Source organism: Imperialibacter sp., from assembly GCF_040222385.1.
In the GTDB taxonomy this organism is placed as follows: Bacteria; Bacteroidota; Bacteroidia; order Cytophagales; family Cyclobacteriaceae; genus Imperialibacter.
Window position 1 is genome coordinate 19,227 of sequence record NZ_JAVKDF010000022.1, and the last position, 21,160, is coordinate 40,386.

The following is a 21,160-nucleotide window of genomic DNA, read 5'->3' on the forward strand; positions in this document are numbered from 1 at the left end:
CTTCAATAAAAAGCACAGTAAACGCACCCATCCTTTTAAATAAATGACTTCATATTTAACCGCATACGATTGAAATCAAATCAACCTAAGGTTTGGGGGTTTTTGAACCCATGGAAAAAAATCTTAACAAGTAAGAAGCGAAAAGACCGTTTAAAGAAATCAGTGCTGTTTGGCCTAGCGATTTCAAACGTCGCCTTTGCTGCAACTGCGGCCTACTACTTCCGAAATTATGATCCCAGGGAGGTAAATCTCGTGCTTGGAATCGTCTATGGGATAGCCGTGCACTATGCTCTGGGGCTTTTGTATTTTCACCTGGATCGTTGGGTCAACAAGCGACAGGCTCCAGTGGGTGCATGGGTTGTATCTTCGATAACGGTTTGTTGGCTCATTGGGAGTAACTTTCTTCGTTTCCCATCTCAATACTACTGGTTGGGAGCGGTGGGCGTATGGCTAACGGCGTTGCCTTTGTCAGCATTTTTATTTGGTATTCTTTCCAAAAAAAAATCATCGAAGACCTTTCTCAATCTTGCGTTCATGCTGGGGTCAGTTGGTTCACTCATTCTCGTCATAGGCTTCTATTGGCTTGCTTACATTGGGAGCCCCGAGGAGGCGACGCTACCTTTGGCTCCGCCTATGAGAGGTAGCCAGTTGACCCTGGCCGACCCGACATTAACCGGCGCTTTTGCTGTGAAGTCTTTTAGCTATGGATCAGGAGATAGCAAGAGACGGAAAGTGTTTGCTAAGGAGGCGAAGTTTGTCACCCCTACTGTTGATGGTTCCCGAATCATTCCAGCCTGGAAAGGCAACAAACACAAGGGCAGAGAGAAGTATTGGGGTTTTGGGCCAAAAAAGCTTCCGGTAAATGGGCTGGTTTGGATGCCAGAGGGGGCAGGGCCGTTCCCTATCGTACTCACTGTACATGGTAATCACTCGATGCTGGAATATTCCGACCCCGGTTATGCTTACCTGGGTGAGTGGATGGCCTCCAACGGCATCATTATGGTGTCTGTTGACGAAAACTTTCTGAATGGCTCACCTGATGGAGACTTTGGTGGCAAGGAAATGCCCGCCAGGGGTTGGCTGCTGCTGAAGCATTTGCAGCAGTGGAAACAGTGGAGTGAGGACAAAACTCATGAGCTGTTTGGAAAAGTTGATCTGGACAGAATAGCACTGATTGGTCACAGCAGGGGAGGAGAGGCAGTAAGTATTGCAGCGGCCTTCAATGAGCTTCCCGCTTTTCCAGACAATGCGCTGGAAGCTTTTGACTTTCATTTCGGCATTAAAGGCGTGATTGCACTGGCTCAGACCGATTACCGTTATGAGAGGCGCATGGAACTGAAAGGTGTAAATTTTCTGGCACTTCAGGGATCCCTCGATAGCGATGAAGATAGCTTTTACGGGCTTCGTCAGTACAGAAGAACAGAGTTGACCCACAGCACTTTTAAGGCAGGAGTACTCGTTCATGGAGCCAACCATGGGCAGTTCAATACGATTTGGGGAGCCAATGATGCCGGGCCTCCGTACAGCTATCTGCTCAACAAAACTCCGCTTATCGATGCGGACGTACAGCGTGAAACCGCAAAAGTGATGATTGGTGCATTCCTTAAGTCAACACTTTTTGATCAGGTCGATTACAGGGCTGTGTTCAGAAACAGATGGTCTGCCGACAATTGGTTACCCAGAAACAATATCAGCATCGTGTATCAGGATAATGGGATAACCATGCTGGAAGACTTCGAATCTGATATTGATATTGAAAGTTTTGGCACCGGAGAAGCTAAAGCCGACAGCTTTAAGCTGTTCAGAGAAGAGCTGATGCAGTATAAAGGCAAGCTATTGCAGGAAAACAATGCATTGCTGCTGGGCTGGCAGCTTGACTCAGCGTCAGGGAGCACAGCGACCTATAAAGTACACTTCCCGAACGGCCTCGGAGAGGCGTTCAACCCCAGCCAGTTTGTGTTCGACTTGTCGCATGGAGATAAAGAATTGCTGGATTCGATCAAGGGGGAATTGTCTCCTGATTTCAGGATCATTTTCAAGGACAGTACGGGTAATGTTCTTGCAAAGCAACTTGGTGACTATCATGTGCTGGCACCCAGGGCAGAATCTCATTATTTCAAATCGGACAAGATGACAAAGGATCGCTTCAATGTTTTTTGGGAGCCGCAGTTTGAATACGTGGAAATAGACGTTAGCGACGCTGAACTGAATTGGTCCGGGGTAACTGAGATAAGCTTTGAATTTGGAAAGCCGTCGAAGGGAATTGTTTATCTTGATAACATTGGGTTTAGGCAGTGATGGTTTTGTGAAAAACAGTTAGGTATGAACGGAGAGTTTGTCAATATAAACATTGATAAACTCCTCCAGCCTTCTCAGCCTGTATTGCATCACCCACCTGGGATGTGGAAGTACTTCCAGCCTTTTGAAGAAGCCGTTTTCGTCATTCAGCTTTGAGAGAAACTTAAGGTTTTGTCCCTGACCCAGCACGTAGGCCACCTCACGATTGACGCCCATTTGCAGCTGGCTTTCGAAGCAGTTGGTCATGAAATCCACCCAGGGTTTGGTTTGCAGCTCCTTGTGGTCGTAGTAGTTGAGGTTTTTGCCATGCATGGTAAAGCCCACGGGCGACACAGCCGAAAAACAGAAGTGTTGGTAGAAGGCTTCGGTGCCACCAAAAGCAGTAATCATGTGATAGATAAACGTTGAGGAGAGCTCCTGCTTTCTGGCGAGGTTGTTTTCAATACCGCAAATGTCCTGTAACTTCAAAGGATCAGTGAACGGAATGCCTGTGACCCCACCGCCAAACCGGCCCGGGTTAATGCCAATAATGAGCGTTCTGACCTGATTGTCAGAATAGTATTTTCTGTAAAAAGTCTGCGTAAGTGCCCATGCCTTGGCTTCTGCATAAGGGTTCATCACTTCGACGTCCTTAGGCACTTCAGGCCACACAAGGTCTGCCAAAAACCCAAGGAGTTGATCTGCAAATGTAGCATCTCTATTTGAGGGTAGTTGTTCCATGGCATGAATATGATAAATGGAGCCCTTTTATCCAGAACAAATTTTATTATTGATCCGAAAACCAATCCTGCTCGATCATGATAGAAGGCCCGCTACTGCTTGTTGTCATCCTTTTGGCTGTTGTGATGATTGTCGTAGGGGCCTCTGTTTTTAAAGTACATCCCTTCATTATGCTACTGATTGCTTCACTGCTGGTGGGCATTGTGGTGGGCATTCCTGCCATCAAGGTGGTAGGCTTTATCAACGAGGGCTTCGGAAGCATCATCGGCGGCATAGGTATCGTAATTATTTTGGGTAGCATTCTTGGTGTAATCCTGGAGAGGTCTGGGGCAGCTGTAAAGATTGCCGAGTTTATTCTTCAGACGATTGGCCGAAAGAGTCCTGAGCTGGGGATTGGCTTTTTGGGGGCCCTCGTGAGTATTCCTGTTTTCTGCGATTCAGGTTTTATTATCCTTTCAAGACTTTGTCACGTGATGGCACAAAAGCGAAATATTGCGGCAGGCTCACTGTTCCTCTCATTGGCCGGTGGCATGTATACTACCCACACATTGGTGCCACCCACACCAGGGCCTATTGCGGCGGCAGGTAACCTGGGCGGCGAAAGTTACCTGGGGTTGGTGATCATTTCGGGCTTGCTCATTTCTATTCCGGTAGTTTTAATCGCTGTTGCCTATTCAAAATACATTTTCAAGAAGTATCCCTATGAATCCGAGCTGAGTGATACGCCAGTTGTTTCTGATCAGGAATTGCCGTCTCTCGGCCTTTCGATGAGCCCCATTTTTATTCCATTGATACTGATTGGGCTTGGGTCAGTGGCGCAGTTTGTTGGTTTTCAAAATAGTTTGATAGACTCCATGGTCTTTTTAGGAAACCCTGTCATAGCCTTGCTGGCGGGCTTGCTCATAGCTGTTCCATTGTTAAAGTATATAGGTAAGGCCGAACGCTCGTCTTCTTTTCAAGAAGGCCTTGTGCAAGCCGGCCCTGTGCTTATTCTCACTGGTGCTGGTGCCGCTTTCGGTGCGGTGCTAAAAGAGACTCCTATGGCGCAAATGGTAGAAGGTTGGCTGAGCGGGGGAGATGCTGGTGGTATTTACTTCATATTGGCTGGTTTTATCTTCACAGCTATTCTTAAAACCTCGCAAGGATCTACCACTTCGGCCATGGTGATTACTTCTTCCATACTTGGCCCTCTGTTGCCACTTGGTGGGCTTGATAACCCAACGGGCATTGTGCTCATGGTAGCTGCTATTGGTGGGGGAGGGATGACGGTGTCTCATGCCAACGACTCGTTCTTTTGGGTGGTTGCTCAGTTCTCTGGAATCAAGGACATAAAAGTCGCCTACCGAACCATTACTGTTATGTCGCTGCTGCAGGGCACCTCTATTCTATTTATTGCAATTCTGGCATTTTTGGTACTTCTGTAGGGTGAGAGAAGAAACCACATAAAATCGGCAATTGCTGTTTTTTGCCAATTTTCACGAAAATGCCAAAACTCGTCTATAGACGATTTAACTATCCATATCGAGTCATAGTCTTTGTTCGTCGAATGCTGCCCTCCGGCATTAGCAACGCTGCGTATTCACTAATAGATTTGAACTATTATTTGAAACAATCAGCGACATGAAATCAGGATTCTTAGCCATTTTAGTACTAGTTTTCTCAGCCTTACAAGTAGCAAAAGCACAAACTAATTATACATCAAAGGCCAACGGCAACTGGCACACAGGAACCACATGGAACGGTAACGCCGTACCAACTGAATGGGCTGGTCCTAAGAACAACGTCACGATCAATCACAACATCACAGGGACTACCAGTGGGTCTATCAATGGCTTGGGTAACGTTACTCTTGCTACTGGAAAAACTTTCACTTCTACAGGAAACCTTACATTGTCGAACATCACCAATTTCGTTTCCAACGGAAACATTACAATAAATGGTGACTTGACAATTCCCGCTACTTCTCTCACGATCAACTCTGGAACACTTGTAGTTACTGGTAAGTTGACTGTTACTTACGGAAGTACGTTGACTATAAAATCAGGCGCTTCTTTTACTGCCGGAAGCATGGAGGTTACAAGCAATAGTGACGCAGTGGTCAACCTTTATGGAAATGGCCGTGTGACAGGTGATATGGCTATGAACGGTGTATTCAATGTTTTTTCAGGTGGTTATCTGGATGTAGACAGAGACGTAACTTCCAGCGGTGGAGCTGGTAGATTTAATATTACTGGTGAGGTAAACATTGATAGAGACTTCACCATGTCGTCTGGCCCTGGTGTAGGAACGCCCATGATGACTATTACTCCAACAGGAAAACTGACAGTAGGAAGAGACTTTGCAGTAAGCGGAGGTACTTCTGCAACTATTGACGGATCAATAGCAGTGACGAGAGATGTAAAACTCGGCAACCCATCAGGTGGTTCGCAGATTAATGGAGTGGGTACTGCGAGCTGGGGCCGCAATTTTCAAATGACAAACAATGGATCGACTGTAAACGGTCATGATTATACCAACCCTCCCTCAAGCAGCCCTTTTGACCTTGGAAGCTACTCAGCGGTGGTTCTCCCTATCAAACTTGCGGCTTTCAGTGTGGCCAAGTCGGGGCAAGATATCCTTGTGAAATGGACCACTTCTATGGAAGAGAATTTCGAATACTTTTCCGTGCAGCGCTCAACGAACGGTGTTGACTTCGAAGAGATTGCTCAGATCAATGGTAAAGGTTGGTCAGAAGTGTTGAATGACTATGATTACACTGACACTTCAGCTCCTGCTGGTCGTTTGTACTACAGACTCCAGTCTTTTGACTTCGACGGATACACTGAGATATTCAAGGTACTGAGCATCGAAAAAAGCAGGTTCGCTACCTCATCTTTCAGCGCCTATCCTAACCCGTTATCAGGCGCTGAGCTGACCCTGTCAGATGGCAGCGTGTCAACAGAGGCAGTTGCGATTAACATCTTCGATCAGTCTGGTGTACTTGTTAAAACAGTAGAACTGGCACCTTTCCAAAACACAATTGACTTATACGACCTCCATGCTGGTGTCTATATCCTGAAAAGCAGTGCAAGTGGCGAGGTGTTCAGGTTGATTAAGAAGTAATAACTAAGCTATCTGGCATAGCCGGCGTGTTTTAGGTCTCCAATGCCCTGGATAAGATTAACGGAACCATTTTTCAACAGAAGCACGGTGTCGCTGCTGTCGATAACCTGCTGGTAGCGATGGTCAGTTAGCAAGATACCTTTCACTTGTGCCTGAGATCGGATAACGGGCAACAATTGCTCAACCTGCAAAGGTGATAAAAAGGAGAAGGGCTCATCCAGCAGAACGAAATGACTTCTGGAATGGAGGAAGAGCAGTGCTTCCAGTAGTTTTCTTTCACCTGTAGAAAGCTTAGAAAACCGTGTATTGAAATGCTTTTTGACCACTTCGTGGCATAAAACCCTCTCAACTTGATTACCGTCACAATCGAACAGCGTCAATAGCTCCTTAAATGTGAGGTGAGTAGGAATACTGGCAAACTGCGGCATATAACTGACTAGCCCTCGTTTTTGGAAAGCGTTCGTGATATATTTCGAATTCCATCTTACCGAACCGCCTCCGGGGCTGGCAGTGCCAAACAGGATATTGAATAGTGTTGACTTTCCTGCACCATTTCTGCCCAGCAAGCCCGTTACCTTACCAGTTTCACACTTAATGTAGGCACCAACCAACACGCTGTGGCTTCCATAATGGAAGTCTATCGAATCACCCTCCAATACATGGTGTGGCATCATGTGATCGAATCGGTAATTGCTACAGCACCTAAGAACAGAATAATATCGGAGAGACCAGCTATTGCTAGAAGTGCAGGCACCGACAGACCAAGATTATGAAAAAATGTAAGCTGGTGGTCTTTGGAGAAGTAATAAAGAGCGCAAATAGCGAGGAAACCGACAACCTTGATCCAGAAAATGTAGATAAGCCCCAACCAACCTATATTGACATAGATCACCAGCGCCAAGCTACTAAATATCAGCGTATACACTACGAACGCTCTGAAAATCAATAAGTAAATCTGCCAGTACCGATTCAAGTCAGTGTTAGTTGGTAAAAGACGGCCATTCCAACCACCTGACTTAAAATACGACTGACCAACCGAAATATTTTACCAGCTCCTATTATTTATGCTATCTTCAAGCCTTTACTTTAAAAACGACAACACTGCTTGTAAGTATGCGGCCTTTTCTGGATCATAATTTCCTACTTTCTAACAACACTGCGGAGTACCTCTATTTTGAACATGCCAGGGATCAACCAATCATAGATTACCATTGTCATCTGTCGCCAAAGGACATCGCTGAGGACAGGCGTTTTAAAACACTGACCGAAATTTGGCTGGAGGGCGACCACTACAAATGGCGGGCCATGCGGGCCAATGGCGTCAATGAAAAGTATTGCACTGGCCAAGCCTCCGACTATGAGAAGTTTGAAAAATGGGCTGAAACAGTTCCCTACACCATGCGGAATCCGCTCTACCACTGGACGCATATGGAACTGCAAAGACCATTTAGTATTCATAAAATTCTTAACCCTTCTTCCGCTAGGGAAATATATGATGAGGCCAATGAACAGTTAGGTGCCAAGTGGACCGTGAGAAGCATTTTGGAGGAGATGAAAGTGGAGACGATTTGTACGACCGACGACCCCGTCGATGATCTCACTTATCATCAAGCGCTTCAAAAGGAGGGATATAAAATAAAAGTCTTCCCTGCTTTCAGGGCCGATAAAGTGGTTCTTGCCAGCGATGCAGTCAGCTTCAACGCATATTTGGATAGACTTGAAAAGGCAGCCTCGCAGAGCATTTCAACCCTTACTGATCTCCTGTCTGCATTGCAAGGTCGGCACGACTTCTTTGCATCGCTTGGCTGCAAACTGAGCGACCATGGGCTGGAGACCTTCTATGCTGCCGACTTTACTGAGGCGGAGGCTGCAAAAGTATTTGCGGAGCTGCGATCCGGGAAAATGCCTGCCAGGGCCGACATGCTGCTTTATCAATCGTTCATGTTGCACCAGCTGGCCCTTATGGACCATGAAAAAGGCTGGACGCAGCAGTTTCACATCGGCGCCCTTCGCAACAATAGCAAGCGCATGCTGGATACCCTGGGGCCAGATACCGGCTTCGACAGCATGGGCGATTTTGAGCATGGCAGAGCGATGAGTCGCTTCTTCGATAGACTCGATACAACGGATCAACTGGCAAAGACCATTCTCTACAACCTCAACTCAAGAGACAACGAGCTTTTCGCTACTATGGCGGGCAACTTTAATGACGGATCTACACCCGGCAAGATGCAATACGGCTCGGCCTGGTGGTTTCTCGACCAGAAAGACGGGATGGAAAAGCAAATCAACGCCCTGTCGAATATGGGGCTCCTCAGCCGGTTTGTTGGTATGCTTACAGACAGCCGCAGCTTTCTTTCTTACCCCCGACATGATTATTTCCGAAGGATTCTGTGTAATTTGATCGGCTCCGATGTTGAAAACGGTGAATTGCCAAACGACCGGGAGTGGCTGGGTAAAATGGTCGACGATATCTGCTATTTCAATGCGAAATCATATTTTGGATTTAATAAATAAATAAGGTGACGACAACTACCCTAAGATACCTGCTCTGTTTTTTTTTAACGCTATCGATTGCAGGCTGCGCTGTAAAAAGCGATGTGAAGGTAATCAAGCTTGGCCATGCCCTGGATGTAAACCACTCGGTGCACAAAGCAATGGTGTTTTTGGCTGAAAAGGTGGAAGAAAAGTCGAATGGTAAAATGCGGATCGACGTTTATCCGAACGGGCAGCTGGGGTCAGAAAGAGAGCTGCTTGAACTGTTACAAATCGGCTCTATCGGAATGACAAAAGCTTCCGCAGCGGTGCTGGAAAGCTTTATGCCTTCCATGGCCGTGGTTAACCTGCCTTATGTTTTTCATAGCAAAGATCATTACCGCAAGGTGCTGGGGGGCGAAATTGGGCGGGAGCTTTTGACAAGTGGCGAGGAGTTCTGGATGAGGGGCATGTGCTTTTACGACGCTGGTAGTCGCAGCTTTTATTCCAAAGATAAGCCCATCATGAAGCCGGAAGACCTTCAGGGGCTCAAAGTAAGGGTACAGTCCAGTGCGTCGGCCATTCAAATGGTCAGGTTGTTGGGTGGTTCTGCAACTCCCATCCCATTTGGAGAGCTTTATACTGCTCTTCAGCAAGGTGTTGTTGACGCTGCAGAAAACAATCCCCCAAGCCTTTACCTGACCAGGCACTATGAAGTTTGTCGCTATTATAGCCTCAATGAGCACACCTTCGTGCCCGACGTAATGCTGGTGAGTACCCATACATGGAACGACTTGAACGACGAACAAAAGAAGTGGCTTAGCGAAGCCTCCTATGAGTCGGCGGTGCATCAGAGAACGCTTTGGGAGGAGTCGGAAAAAGAGGCGCTGGATGCTATGATTGCCGATGGGGTGCACGTTGAGTATCCAGAAAAGGGGCCATTTATTGAGAAAGTAAAGCCGATGCTGGATGCATTTGCGAATACCGAATACCGAAAAAAACTACTTGAAAGAATTGAAGCCGTAGATGAAAGCTCTCAGACAGAAAATTGACAAAATAACGGAAGCGGGCCTGGTTATCCTCATGGCCCTTTTGGTGTTGGATGTCCTTTGGCAGGTTGCTTCCCGATATATATTGAGAAGTCCCAGCTCTTTTACGGATGAGTTGGCCAGGTACCTGCTCATTTGGGTAGCACTGATTGGCGCAGCGTATGCCACAGGCAAAAATATGCACCTTGCCATCGACATTCTTCCTGGTAAACTGGAAGGAGCTAAGGCAGTTTTGCTTCATCGATTCATCTATTTTTTGATACTGATTTTCGCTGCATTAGTGATGGTCGTTGGAGGCATCAGGCTTGTGTATATATCCTTCGCTTTGGGGCAGCTGGCAGCCACACTTCAGGTATCGCTAGCCTACGTATACATCTCACTGCCTGTCAGCGGGCTACTCATATGTTTTTATTGTATTCATGAAATGATCAAAGGGAGGGCCGAAGTATGAACTGGACGGAGATAGCCATTTTAGTATTGACTTTCGTTGTACTGTTGGGCATTGGTGTGCCTGTAGCCTATAGCATCGGACTTTCGTCTCTTGTCACCATCCTCATTACGATGGATCCGGTGATTGCCTTCACCACACTTGCCCAGCGAATGGCCACGGGAATTGATAGCTTTTCACTGCTTGCCATACCGTTTTTTGTCCTTGCGGGGCAGTTGATGAACAAGGGTGGCATTGCCAGTCGCCTGATTGATCTGGCGAGGGCCATGGTTGGGCCGCTTCCCGGCGGGCTGGCCTTCATTAACATACTGGCATGTATGCTGTTTGGAGCCATTTCTGGCTCTTCTGTCGCTGCCGCATCGGCAATTGGTGGTTTTATGGTACCCAGAATGGAAAAGGAAGGGTACGATAAAGCGTTCGGCGCTGCTGTGAACCTCACCTCAGCATCTACTGGCCTGGTCATTCCGCCGAGCAATATTCTCATTGTGTTTAGCCTGGCGAGTGGCGGAGTTTCTATCGCAGCGCTGTTCCTGGCTGGCTATATTCCCGGTCTTCTGATTGGCCTTGCACTGATGATCGTTGCTGGCGTTGTGGCCCTGAAAAAAGGATACAAATCGAGCGAGACAACGAGTGTAAAGATATTCTTTAAAAGCTTTTTCGGGGCATTGCCGAGCCTTTTGCTTTTGGTAATCGTCATTGGAGGCATTATCGCTGGCATCTTCACAGCCACCGAGGCGTCGGCCATTGCAGTGCTCTACACCCTGATCCTGTCGATGGTCGTGTACAAAGAGGTGAAGTACAAAGACCTTCCAAAGATTTTGCTCGATACCACCATGACGACGACCATCGTATTGATGTTGGTGGCGACCTCCATGGGCATGTCGTGGGTACTTTCCTACGAAAATATTCCGCAGGGCGTTAGCGACTTTTTGCTTAATGTGAGCGATAATCCGATTGTGATTCTGCTAATTATTAATCTGCTATTGCTGGCTGTGGGAACCTTTATGGACATGACGCCTGCGGTACTGATCTTCACACCTATTTTTCTGCCGGTAGTGGTGCAAATGGGCATGAACCCCATTCATTTCGGTATTGTGATGGTGATGAACCTTTGTATTGGACTTTGTACACCGCCAGTAGGCTCTCTGCTCTTTGTGGGTTGCAGTGTGGCCGACTTAAGCATTCAAAAGGTGCTCAAACCGTTACTTCCGCTGTTTTTGGCTATGATAGCTGTGCTGTTGCTGGTTACCTATGTACCAGCGCTCAGCTTGTGGTTGCCGGAACTGTTTGGGTATTAGTTCTTCCGATACTTTTTAAGAGCGGGGTCTTTGATTTTAATTTCAATGACTCCGTTCTTACCATCTTCTCCGAACCTGTCAGTGGCGGCTGTTCCCTTGTAGACAGATAAGGCTTGGATATCTTCTGGGTTGACGTCATCGATACTCGATATTTTCTTATCGATTGTCGGCTTTTCATCTCCCCCATATAGGATGAAGAGAGGCTCTTTTTTGACATCAATACCAGTGTCACTTTGCTTTTTGATGATGATTTTTGAATCCTCATCGAAGCCTAAAGTCAGTTCGAAGGCTTTGCTGTACTCGGGATTTTGTTTTTTGATATCATCAAGTTTTGATTGCTGATCTGCTGTCAGTAAGTTCTTGATTTCTATCAAAGATTTTAGTTTTATCTTCTTTATTTCACTTTCGAGGGCAAGGACTTCACTGAAACTTTTGTCTAGCGCATCATAGTTGACTTCTGAAGTCGCCATAGCGTCCTGAAATGCCAGCAAGGCTTTTGACCACTCGGTCTTTTTGGCGTTGAATCGTGCGTTATTCTTTTCGAATATGGTACGTAACTGGTCTGACTGCTCTTGTGTTAGCTTAATAGCATTTTTGTTTTTTATGATCAAATCCGGTTCGTAAAGTGCCGACGCAAATGGATCAGAAATCTGTGCATAGGAGGTCATTGAACCTGTAAGAAGCAGCATTAAACATATTGTGATTATATTTTTCATCGTGATAGGATTAAAAGTTTGTTAACAGCTTGTCCGTGGGCGTTTCCCACGTCATCATATCGCTGTTTTGATCAATTGAAGGTGGTGTGTCAACATGGGGCAAAGCATCCACGACTTCGGCTGGTTGAAGACTTCGGTACCAAAAGCCTCCAACAAAAAGGATGATATTGATGGTTGCGGCGACTACAGCCCAAACAGGGAGCTTTTGCTGCTTTTGCTGAAGCAGTAGCTTAGCCAAAGGTGGAACCTCACGGGATGCATCACCCTTTTTCATTTCAAGAAAAAAATCTTTCAGCTCGTCTTCTTCGCTTTTCATATCGCTTGCTTTAATTGTGAAGCCAATATCAATTCTCTAAGTCTCTTCTTACCTCTGTCGTAGTGAGTTCTGGCAGTGCCAATGCTCGTTTCCATTACTTCGGCTGCCTTTTCCAGCGTCATGTCGTGGTAAAAAACAAGCAACAGCAGTTCAGCCTGGCGCCCAGGTAGCTGACTTATCATGCCTTCGTAGTTAACTAAATCATTTTCGCTCTGACCTTCACCTACCTGAACTCCATCAATGTCAAGGTGTCTGGTGGCGTGCAACCGCTGAGCACTCAGGAGGTCCATGGCAGTGAACCTGATGACGCTGAAAAGCCAGGTTTTAAAGCTTGATTTGCCGTGGAAGAGTGCTCTTTTCTCCAGCACCTTCAGGTAAGCTGTCTGCAAAACATCTTCAGCTAAATCAGGCTGAAAGCGACAGCATTGTCTGGCCCAGAACCAGGCCTCTTTGTGATGTACTTCCAGTTGCTCCCTTGTTGTCATCTGCTAGCTTAGTCTGGAAAGGAAGGGTATTATATGACAAGCTTTCTGAAAAAGTTGAAAAAGCTCGGTTACTTGGTAAAGTTTTCCAGAAAAACTTCATTGGTGTAGCCCAGCGCATTGAATCTTATGGTGAGAAGGAGGGGAGGCTCTATGCTGTTCTCGCAGGCTGGCCCTGGTTCCATGTAATACACGAAAAACTTCTGACTTCTGACATAAAGCTCCTGCTTGTCCGGTTTACCCAACAACCTGAGTATTTGAGGTTCATCCAGGCCTTTTATTTTGTCTTTTTGGCTGACAAACACTTCAGTCATCGAAAGTCTGTCTCCATTACATCCGTTGGTGTCACTTTTCCATGCCACATCATTATACCCATCCAAATCGGCAGGTAGCCCACAGCCGTAAAACAACAATGCAATGATGGGCAGTAAACTGTACTTTTTCAATTGGCTTAGGTCAGGCATTGATGATTTGATCCGGTTTGGAAGTCAGAGTTCTAATTTTGTACATCCAAATTAAGGAGGCAATGCCAACAACTCCCAGTATATAGACGGGAATTAACGAATAGGTCAAAAAATAAGCTAAAACCGGTTGAATAAGTTGCCTGATGCGCTCGGCGGAGAAGGCCCACTCTCTCATTTCTATGATACCCCCAAGAATGATGATAGAAGCCACAATAGTTACAGCTATTATCGATTTCTCTGTGATAGAGAAATTACCTTGATTGAACATAAAGAACGAAGTGCCTCCGAGGACAATCAGGTATTGGAAGATCAGGTACGCCGAAAATGCCGACGGTGGATGCAGGTTGAATTTGTGATAGGCACCTTTATCAACTTCAGGCACGCCCTGATAGCCACCAAGGTAATCGGGCAGCCAGCCGGGCTTATTAAACATGATCTTGATGCCATCACTCAACGACCTGACTCTTTTGAGTTGCCCCGCCATGTCAATATAATGCTGCAGGTTGGCTTTGATGGGGTTCCAGGTATTCACAGGCTTAGTAATGCCATATGTTGGCCGCTCTTCCTCTTCCTGAAAAGTGCCGAAGAGTCGATCCCAAATAATAAATGTGCCACCATGGTTTTTGTCGATATACTTTGGGTCACGACCATGATGCACCCTATGGTGGGAGGGAGTATTGAAAATGTATTCGAACCAGCCTAGTTTGCCAATCGTTTCAGTGTGGATCCAAAACTGGTAGACCGTGTTCAGGGCGGCAATCAAGACAAAAGTAAGAGTGTCCACACCAATAATTGCCAGTGGAAGATAGAAAAAGAAGGTCCAGAACACCTGAAACGAGCCCTGCCTGAGTGCTACAGAGAAATTGTAGTCCTCGCTTTGATGATGAACCACATGGCCTCCCCAAAATAGGTTGATTTCATGGCTCATCCGGTGAGCCCAGTAGTAGCACAAGTCCACACCCAGCCAGATAAGGATAAAAGTGTACCAGGTCACAGGTATATTGAAAAGAGCAAAGTTCTCGTAGATCAACTGATAGGTAGTGACAGTAAGTACTTTAAGGAAGGCGCCTGTGACTTGCTGAGTGATACCGCAGCTCATGTTGGTAAGCGCATCATTCAGCCGGTAAATTTTCCTGTGCTGAAAGTGTTGAATGATGAGTTCTACGCCAATCAGAAGAAAATAGATAGGGATAGAAAGAATGACAGGGTTAATGTTCATGGGTGTTACTAATACAGATAACAATGTAATTAAAAAAGCTGTTTATTTAAGAATACTGACTAGTTTTGCATCCAAATTGATGGCTGTCGCATGAAGAGGGTATTTTCATTTATCAGAATTATTTCGCTGCTTTTTTTTCTGGGCGGACTCCTGTTTGTGTATGCTTACTTGCCGGAAAATGTTTCGTTGTACAGCGATGAACTGGGAACGCCGGTCTATTTCATTTCTAAAAGCCAGTTCTTCTATTACTCATTTGCTTTTTCCCTCATTGTTAACCTTTTGTTGTTCATGTTTGGCAAGGTGCTCGATGGTGTGCCTGTCACTGAAGGAAGAGGTTTCTTTTCATCTGAGGTATTCAAGAACAAAACACTTATTTGGCTGGAGGTGCTCATCAGTCTCATCAACGTATTTTTTGTAACAGGCGCTGTCTTTATAGGCGTTTACAACAATCGGGTCAACCTCGACTTTAATAATTTTGCGTATCTGGTCTATTTGGGCACTTTTCTGATTTTTGCCTGGATTCTTTCTTACGGTTTTGTTCTCCGTTACCGGAGCTATCAACCCTCTTAATATCAGTATTTTAGTGCTGGAGTATTCAATCAATAGTTGAATATAAATCCTTCATTTACAGCAAGTTAAGAGAAATTATATTCCAGAAAATTTCCATAATTATCCTAAATTCACTGCAATTTTTGACCCCAGACAGGGCCAAAATGACGGAAACTTTCTGCGATTGAAGGACTTATGGCAAACGAACAAGCTGCAGTATCAAATTACACCGAAGACAATATTCGTTCACTTGACTGGAAAGAGCATATCAGGCTCAGGCCCGGTATGTATATCGGCAAGCTCGGCGATGGTGCTGCGATGGATGACGGTATTTATGTGATGGTTAAGGAGATCATCGACAATAGTATCGATGAACACATGATGGGTAATGGAAAGGTGATCAACGTGAAGGTGACCGACCATAGGGTGGAGGTGCGTGACTTTGGGCGTGGCATACCTCTTGGTAAAGTCATCGACTGTGTGTCAAAGATCAACACAGGTGGAAAATACGATTCTAACGCCTTTCAAAAATCGGTAGGCTTGAACGGAGTAGGTACCAAGGCAGTGAACGCCCTTTCGGACTATTTCAAGGTGCAGTCATTCAGAGAAGGTCGCACTAAATTGGCCGAGTTTCACCAGGGAGAGCTGACCACCGATGCACCGGAAACAACTACTTCTGAAAGAAATGGTACGCTGACCGTCTTTGAGCCCGATGGCTCCATCTTCAAAAATTTTCATTTCATTCCTCAGTATCTCGACAATCTGCTTTGGAACTATGCTTTTCTTAATGCCGGATTGACGATCAATTTCAACGGAGTTAAGTATTATTCAGAAAACGGTCTTCTTGACCTCCTGAACCGTAAGACCAACGAAGAGGAGTTGCGTTACCCAATTATTCACCTAAAAGGAGAGGACATTGAGATAGCCATTACACATAATAACCAGTACGGCGAAGAATATTACAGCTTTGTTAATGGTCAGTATACTACCCAGGGAGGTACGCACCTGGCGGCTTTCCGGGAAGCACTGGTGAAAACCGTGAGAGAGTTCTACAAAAAGGACTTTGATGCATCAGACGTGCGTACAAGTATTGTGGGTGCTATCGCCGTGCGTGTGCAGGAGCCTGTTTTCGAATCGCAGACCAAAACGAAGCTAGGCTCTCAAAGCGTTGGGCCGGAAGGTCCAACCATGCGTACTTTCATCAACGATTTCGTTAAAAAGTACCTCGACGACTTTCTGCATAGCCACCCCACGGTGGCCGATGCCCTGCAAAAGCGAATTATTCAGTCGGAAAGAGAGCGCAAAGAAATAGCCGGTATTAAGAAGCTGGCCAATGATAGGGCCAAAAAGGCCAATCTTCACAACAAAAAGCTGAGAGATTGCCGCATACACTTCGACGACCTGAAGAATGAGCGCCGGGACGATTCCATGATCTTCATTACTGAAGGTGACTCTGCCTCTGGTTCTATCACCAAGTCTCGTGATGTTCAAACCCAGGCTGTGTTCAGTTTGCGTGGCAAGCCATTAAACTGCTACAGCCTGACGAAAAAGATCGTGTATGAGAACGAAGAGTTTAATCTTTTGCAACACGCACTCAATATTGAGGATGGGCTAGAGGGACTTCGTTACCGCAAAATCATCATTTCTACTGATGCCGACGTGGATGGAATGCACATCAGACTACTGATGCTGACTTTCTTTCTGCAGTTTTTTCCTGACCTGGTTCGAAATGGCCATGTATACATTTTGGAAACACCACTTTTCAGGGTTAGGAATAAGAAGGAAACTATCTATTGCTATAGCGACGAAGAAAGGCAGCAGGCCATCAACAAGCTTGGGTCTAAGCCGGAAATAACCCGATTCAAAGGACTGGGGGAGATATCACCAGAGGAGTTTGGCAAGTTTATCGGGGAGGATATGCGGCTGGAGCCCATTATTTTGAAGAAGGAAACTAAAATCCCTCAATTACTGGAGTTCTTTATGGGTAAGAATACGCCGGACAGGCAAATTTTCATTATCGATAACCTGAAAATAGAGAAGGATTTAGTGGAAGAAGTGGTGATAGAAGATTGAGACTAAACATATTGGAGAAGCGGTACATTTTGATGGGAGATATAGTAGGGAGCACTTCACAAAATGGAGCGCAGTTGATGATGGATTTCAAAAAGGTTATTGAAGCAACCAACAAGAAGTTATCCGATTACATATTATCTCCCCTGACAGTTACTCTTGGGGATGAATTTCAAGGAGTTATGATGGATTTGTTGAGTTGTTTAGAAGCGATGTTTTACCTGGACGAGTTAGTGGTGTCATTGAAACAAGAATTCAAAATTAGGTATAGTGTTCAATATGGGGTGATCGATACACCGATAAACGAAAAAAGTGCTCATGAAATGTTGGGAAAAGGGCTGGTGGACGCAAGAAGAGGACTTGAAATGTTAAAGAACAAGAAAACTCGCCATCATTTAGCAACCGATGATTTTTACTTGGACTCGATGCTGAACGGCATTTTTCAACTGTATGATTCAATATACCGTGATTGGTCGCTTAGGGACAAGGAATATCTAACAGTGTTTTTTGAAAATGATGACTACAAGGAGGTTAGCAAAAAGTTAGGTAAAGATCCATCTACTGTATGGAGAAAAAGAATTTCATTAAAACTTGATCAATTTTTTGTTTCAAAAAGTCTTTTAAGATTGGTAGCGTCCAATAAATGCAGTCTGCAATAGAACAGAAGTAGAGTTGAGAGAGGAACTAAAATATATTTTTAGCAATGTAAATGATTGGCTCAAGTTTGCCGAGGCAAAGCATGGTGGTTTGATTCTCCTAAATTCGGCAATTATCATAGGGGTTATTAGTGTACTTCCCGATTCAAAGCTATTTGATAGCTACTCGGCAGCTGCTTCATTGGCAATTTGTGGGTGTTCAATTTTGATAAGCCTAGCCTCTCAATTTCCGACAACGTCGAATTTGCTTATTGGCGCTTCAAATAAAGCAAACCCGAACATTTACTTCTTTGAAGACTTGTCAAAGACGAGTTTAGATGGGTTTTTGCTTGAATACAGGAGATCCTACCCTGATTTCAAGCCCACTGCGTCCGACGAGAATCTGGTAAATCAGATTCTCGTTAATTCTAGAATAGCAACTTCCAAATTTCGAACATTTAAAATTTGTTGCTATGTGTCAATATTTGGAATAGGCCTTTTGGGGCTATCATTGTTGATGAGGGTTTTGTTGGTCACAACATCGTTGTAAATAGAAGTTTTGAAGTAAAGTATGGAAGAAGAGAACCTTAACAGTCACGAAGGAGAAGATCAGATTCACGATGTGGTAGCAGTTTCGGGTATGTACGAAAGCTGGTTCCTCGATTATGCATCTTATGTAATTTTGGAAAGGGCCGTGCCTGCGATTGAAGACGGATTCAAGCCAGTACAACGGCGTATCCTGCACGCCATGAAGGAAATGGACGATGGTCGCTTCAATAAAGTGGCGAACATCATAGGTAGTACCATGCAGTACCATCCGCACGGCGACGCTTCCATTGGCGATGCCATTGTCAATATAGGCCAGAAGGACCTGCTGATTGAAACCCAGGGCAACTGGGGAGATATCCGCACAGGAGACAGGGCCGCAGCACCCCGTTACATCGAAGCCCGACTATCGAAGTTTGCTCTCGAAGTGGTTTTCAATCCGCAAACCACCAACTGGCAGCTTTCTTACGATGGCCGTAAACGTGAGCCCGTCACTCTTCCGGTTAAATTTCCGCTACTTCTGGCGCAGGGAGTGGAAGGTATTGCTGTTGGCCTCTCCACCAAGCTGTTGCCGCACAACTTCCGGGAGCTGATCGAAGCTTCCATTGCCGTGCTTAAAGGCAAAAAGACCAATATTATGCCCGACTTTCCTACAGGTGGTCTGGCAGATTTTTCTGACTACAACGAAGGCAAGAGGGGCGGCAAAGTCCGTGTGAGAGCCAAAATAGAGGAACTCGACAAAAAGACGCTCATCATCAAAGACATTCCATTTGGCACCACCACCACTAACCTGATGGACTCTATCGTGAAAGCCAACGATAAGGGAAAGATCAAGGTCAAAAAGGTGGTGGACAACACGGCCAAGGATGTTGAAATTGAGGTGCACCTGGCACCGGGCGTGTCGCCTGACATCACCATCGACGCTTTGTACGCCTTCACCGATTGTGAAGTATCCATTTCTCCCAATGCCTGTGTGATTGTTGAAGACAAGCCTGTATTCATGTCGGTCAATGACATTCTGAAGGTTTGTACCAATCAAACGGTCAACCTGCTCAAGCGGGAGCTGGAAATAAGAAGAGCAGAATTGATGGAAAAAATGCTCTTTTCTTCATTGGAAAAGATATTTATCGAAAACCGAATCTATCGGGACATTGAAGAATGTGAAACCTGGGAAGCTGTTTTGGATACTATTGATAAAGGGCTTGATCCTTTCAAAAACCAGTTTTACCGTGAGATTGTACAGGACGACATTCTGAAACTGACTGAAATCAAGATCAAGAGAATCTCTAAATTTGACTCCTTCAAGGCCGACGAGCTGATGAAGAAACTTCAGGAAGAGCTGGAAGAAGTCAACTATAACCTGGAGAACTTGGTGGAATATGCTGTCAAGTACTACCAAAGCCTTCTTGATAAATACGGTAAAGGAAGAGAGAGGCTTACCGAAATAGCTCAGTTCGATACTATTGCGGCTACCGTGGTGGCGGCCAACAACCAGAAGCTGTATGTCAACCGGGCAGATGGCTTCATAGGCTACGGACTGAAGAAGGACGAATACATATGCGAGTGCTCTGATCTGGACGATATCATCGCCTTCAGGAGGGATGGGAAGTTTTCGGTCGTCAAAATACAGGACAAAGTGTTTGTCGGTAAGGACATCCTTTACGCAGGCGTGTTCAAGAAAAACGATGAACGCATGGTGTACAATGCCGTGTATGTAGATGGCAAATCAGGCCGTTCCATGATCAAGCGCTTCCAGGTGCTGGGCGTTACCCGTGACAAAGAATATGATGTCAGCAAAGGCGAAAAAGGCTCCAGGATATTGTATTTTTCGGCCAATCCTAATGGAGAGGCGGAAATCATTAATATCAGCCTTACATCCGGCTCGAAGGCCAAGAAGAAAGTTTTTGATTTTGATTTTTCGGAAATAGAGATCAAAGGCCGTGCTTCGCAGGGCAATATTCTGACGAAATATCCAGTAAGAAAGATCGTATTGAAGGAAGCAGGCAGGTCAACGCTGGGTGGACTCGATATATGGTACGACGCTACCATCGGACGACTCAATACTGATGATAGGGGAGAGCATCTTGGTAATTTCCTGGCGGATGATAAAATCATTGCCTTCTATCAGGATGGCAGCTATGAGCTTACTTCGTTTGAGCTGACTAATAGATTTGACTACCATCAAATTCTTGCTCTTCAGAAATTCAACCCGAAGGCTGTTATCAGCGCAGTGTACATAGATGGGAAGACGAAGGTACACTTTGGTAAGCGATTCCAGATTGAGACTAGTACGGTAGAAAAGAAATTTGTGTTCATTTCTGAGGAAAAGGGATCTAAGCTGCTACTGGTGAGCTCGCATGCGTCGCCATCTTTTGAAGTCAGCTATAAAAAGAAGGGCAGCAAGGAAACAGAAAAAGAGATCATTGTATTTGAGGAATTCATTGACATCAAGGGATGGAAGGCAGTTGGTAACAAATTAAATTTCCCAGACATCAAAAAGCTGGAGTGGTTGGCCAATGAAGACCCAGGGACAGAGGAGAAGGATGACAATGATGACGACTCTGGGCCAGCCACTACTGAAACAGGTGGTGACACCTCACCGGCAGCAACCGACGATAAGCAGGAAATAGCTGAAACAGTAAAGAAGTTGAAAGAAGAGTTCAGCAAAGAAACTGATGAGAATTTTGACGTGGGAAGCAGCATAGACCTGGATATTAAAAAACCAAAAAGCAATGGAGAAGACCAACTTGGTCTTTTCTGATTTGCAGATAAT

The 21,160-nt window shown here is 45.4% G+C and carries 20 protein-coding genes; 12 read left to right on the forward strand and 8 right to left on the reverse strand.

The window, feature by feature from the left end:
- The first annotated feature begins 69 nt into the window (after positions 1 to 69).
- Positions 70 to 2,298 carry an alpha/beta hydrolase gene (locus RIG68_RS07825; RefSeq protein ID WP_350120768.1) on the forward strand — a complete coding sequence of 743 codons (2,229 nt, stop codon included), beginning with the start codon at positions 70 to 72 and terminating at the stop codon, positions 2,296 to 2,298.
- Between the two features lie 18 nt (positions 2,299 to 2,316).
- On the opposite strand, the gene RIG68_RS07830 is transcribed toward RIG68_RS07825, so the two are convergent.
- A complete protein-coding gene (locus RIG68_RS07830; RefSeq protein ID WP_350120771.1) occupies positions 2,317 to 3,018 on the reverse strand; it encodes a uracil-DNA glycosylase family protein in 702 nt (233 codons plus the stop codon).
- A 77-nt stretch (positions 3,019 to 3,095) separates the two neighbouring features.
- On the opposite strand from RIG68_RS07830, the gene RIG68_RS07835 reads away from it, so the two are divergent.
- Both RIG68_RS07835 and RIG68_RS07840 read left to right on the forward strand, forming a co-directional pair.
- Positions 3,096 to 4,442: a GntP family permease gene (locus tag RIG68_RS07835; protein WP_350120774.1), complete on the forward strand. Its 1,347-nt coding sequence runs from the start codon at positions 3,096 to 3,098 to the stop codon at positions 4,440 to 4,442.
- 196 nt (positions 4,443 to 4,638) lie between these two features.
- Positions 4,639 to 6,120, forward strand: a complete 1,482-nt coding sequence (locus RIG68_RS07840) for a T9SS type A sorting domain-containing protein (RefSeq protein WP_350120776.1) — start codon at positions 4,639 to 4,641, stop codon at positions 6,118 to 6,120.
- 8 nt (positions 6,121 to 6,128) lie between these two features.
- Here RIG68_RS07840 and RIG68_RS07845 read toward each other — a convergent pair whose 3' ends face one another.
- Both RIG68_RS07845 and RIG68_RS07850 read right to left on the reverse strand, forming a co-directional pair.
- Positions 6,129 to 6,794, reverse strand: coding sequence for an ATP-binding cassette domain-containing protein (locus RIG68_RS07845; RefSeq protein WP_350120778.1), 666 nt, complete (start codon positions 6,792 to 6,794; stop codon positions 6,129 to 6,131).
- On the reverse strand, positions 6,791 to 7,093 hold the full coding sequence (locus RIG68_RS07850; protein WP_151998615.1) for a hypothetical protein: 303 nt from the start codon (positions 7,091 to 7,093) through the stop codon (positions 6,791 to 6,793). The genes RIG68_RS07845 and RIG68_RS07850 overlap by 4 nt, the downstream gene beginning before the upstream one ends.
- A 140-nt stretch (positions 7,094 to 7,233) precedes the next feature.
- Here RIG68_RS07850 and uxaC point away from each other — a divergent pair, with 140 nt between their 5' ends.
- The 4 genes from uxaC to RIG68_RS07870 are packed head-to-tail and all read left to right on the forward strand — an operon-like array spanning position 7,234 to position 11,390.
- The gene (gene uxaC, locus RIG68_RS07855; RefSeq protein WP_350120780.1) at positions 7,234 to 8,637 is read left to right on the forward strand and encodes a glucuronate isomerase; all 1,404 of its coding nucleotides are present in this window, start codon (positions 7,234 to 7,236) and stop codon (positions 8,635 to 8,637) included.
- Positions 8,638 to 8,642: 5 nt separating this feature from the next.
- Positions 8,643 to 9,647 carry a TRAP transporter substrate-binding protein gene (locus RIG68_RS07860; protein ID WP_350120782.1) on the forward strand — a complete coding sequence of 335 codons (1,005 nt, stop codon included), beginning with the start codon at positions 8,643 to 8,645 and terminating at the stop codon, positions 9,645 to 9,647.
- A complete protein-coding gene (locus RIG68_RS07865; RefSeq protein WP_350071296.1) occupies positions 9,622 to 10,095 on the forward strand; it encodes a TRAP transporter small permease in 474 nt (157 codons plus the stop codon). The genes RIG68_RS07860 and RIG68_RS07865 overlap by 26 nt, the downstream gene beginning before the upstream one ends.
- Positions 10,092 to 11,390 carry a TRAP transporter large permease gene (locus tag RIG68_RS07870; RefSeq protein ID WP_350120784.1) on the forward strand — a complete coding sequence of 433 codons (1,299 nt, stop codon included), beginning with the start codon at positions 10,092 to 10,094 and terminating at the stop codon, positions 11,388 to 11,390. Before RIG68_RS07865 ends, RIG68_RS07870 begins: the two co-directional genes overlap by 4 nt.
- Here RIG68_RS07870 and RIG68_RS07875 read toward each other — a convergent pair.
- From RIG68_RS07875 to RIG68_RS07895, 5 genes are all read right to left on the reverse strand, one after another.
- Complete coding sequence (locus RIG68_RS07875; protein WP_350119119.1) at positions 11,387 to 12,106, reverse strand: Spy/CpxP family protein refolding chaperone; 720 nt, start codon at positions 12,104 to 12,106, stop codon at positions 11,387 to 11,389. The genes RIG68_RS07870 and RIG68_RS07875 overlap by 4 nt on opposite strands.
- A 10-nt stretch (positions 12,107 to 12,116) precedes the next feature.
- Complete coding sequence (locus tag RIG68_RS07880) at positions 12,117 to 12,422, reverse strand: hypothetical protein (RefSeq protein WP_350120786.1); 306 nt, start codon at positions 12,420 to 12,422, stop codon at positions 12,117 to 12,119.
- Positions 12,419 to 12,907 carry an RNA polymerase sigma factor gene (locus RIG68_RS07885; RefSeq protein WP_350120789.1) on the reverse strand — a complete coding sequence of 163 codons (489 nt, stop codon included), beginning with the start codon at positions 12,905 to 12,907 and terminating at the stop codon, positions 12,419 to 12,421. Before RIG68_RS07885 ends, RIG68_RS07880 begins: the two co-directional genes overlap by 4 nt.
- Positions 12,908 to 12,975: 68 nt before the next feature.
- Positions 12,976 to 13,368: a hypothetical protein gene (locus tag RIG68_RS07890; protein WP_350120792.1), complete on the reverse strand. Its 393-nt coding sequence runs from the start codon at positions 13,366 to 13,368 to the stop codon at positions 12,976 to 12,978.
- Entirely contained in the window at positions 13,361 to 14,587 is a 1,227-nt protein-coding gene (locus RIG68_RS07895; RefSeq protein ID WP_350120796.1) for a sterol desaturase family protein, read from the reverse strand. The genes RIG68_RS07890 and RIG68_RS07895 overlap by 8 nt, the downstream gene beginning before the upstream one ends.
- A 90-nt stretch (positions 14,588 to 14,677) precedes the next feature.
- Between RIG68_RS07895 and RIG68_RS07900 the strand changes: the two genes are divergently transcribed.
- The 5 genes from RIG68_RS07900 (at position 14,678) to RIG68_RS07920 (ending at position 21,148) form a co-directional block, all read left to right on the forward strand.
- Positions 14,678 to 15,157: a hypothetical protein gene (locus RIG68_RS07900; protein ID WP_151998605.1), complete on the forward strand. Its 480-nt coding sequence runs from the start codon at positions 14,678 to 14,680 to the stop codon at positions 15,155 to 15,157.
- Between the two features lie 174 nt (positions 15,158 to 15,331).
- Positions 15,332 to 17,209, forward strand: coding sequence for a DNA topoisomerase IV subunit B (locus tag RIG68_RS07905; protein WP_350120799.1), 1,878 nt, complete (start codon positions 15,332 to 15,334; stop codon positions 17,207 to 17,209).
- 32 nt (positions 17,210 to 17,241) lie between these two features.
- On the forward strand, positions 17,242 to 17,865 hold the full coding sequence (locus RIG68_RS07910; RefSeq protein ID WP_350120802.1) for a SatD family protein: 624 nt from the start codon (positions 17,242 to 17,244) through the stop codon (positions 17,863 to 17,865).
- Between the two features lie 13 nt (positions 17,866 to 17,878).
- Positions 17,879 to 18,391: a Pycsar system effector family protein gene (locus RIG68_RS07915; protein ID WP_502880620.1), complete on the forward strand. Its 513-nt coding sequence runs from the start codon at positions 17,879 to 17,881 to the stop codon at positions 18,389 to 18,391.
- 21 nt (positions 18,392 to 18,412) lie between these two features.
- Positions 18,413 to 21,148, forward strand: coding sequence for a DNA gyrase/topoisomerase IV subunit A (locus tag RIG68_RS07920; RefSeq protein WP_350120805.1), 2,736 nt, complete (start codon positions 18,413 to 18,415; stop codon positions 21,146 to 21,148).
- Positions 21,149 to 21,160 lie beyond the last annotated feature (12 nt).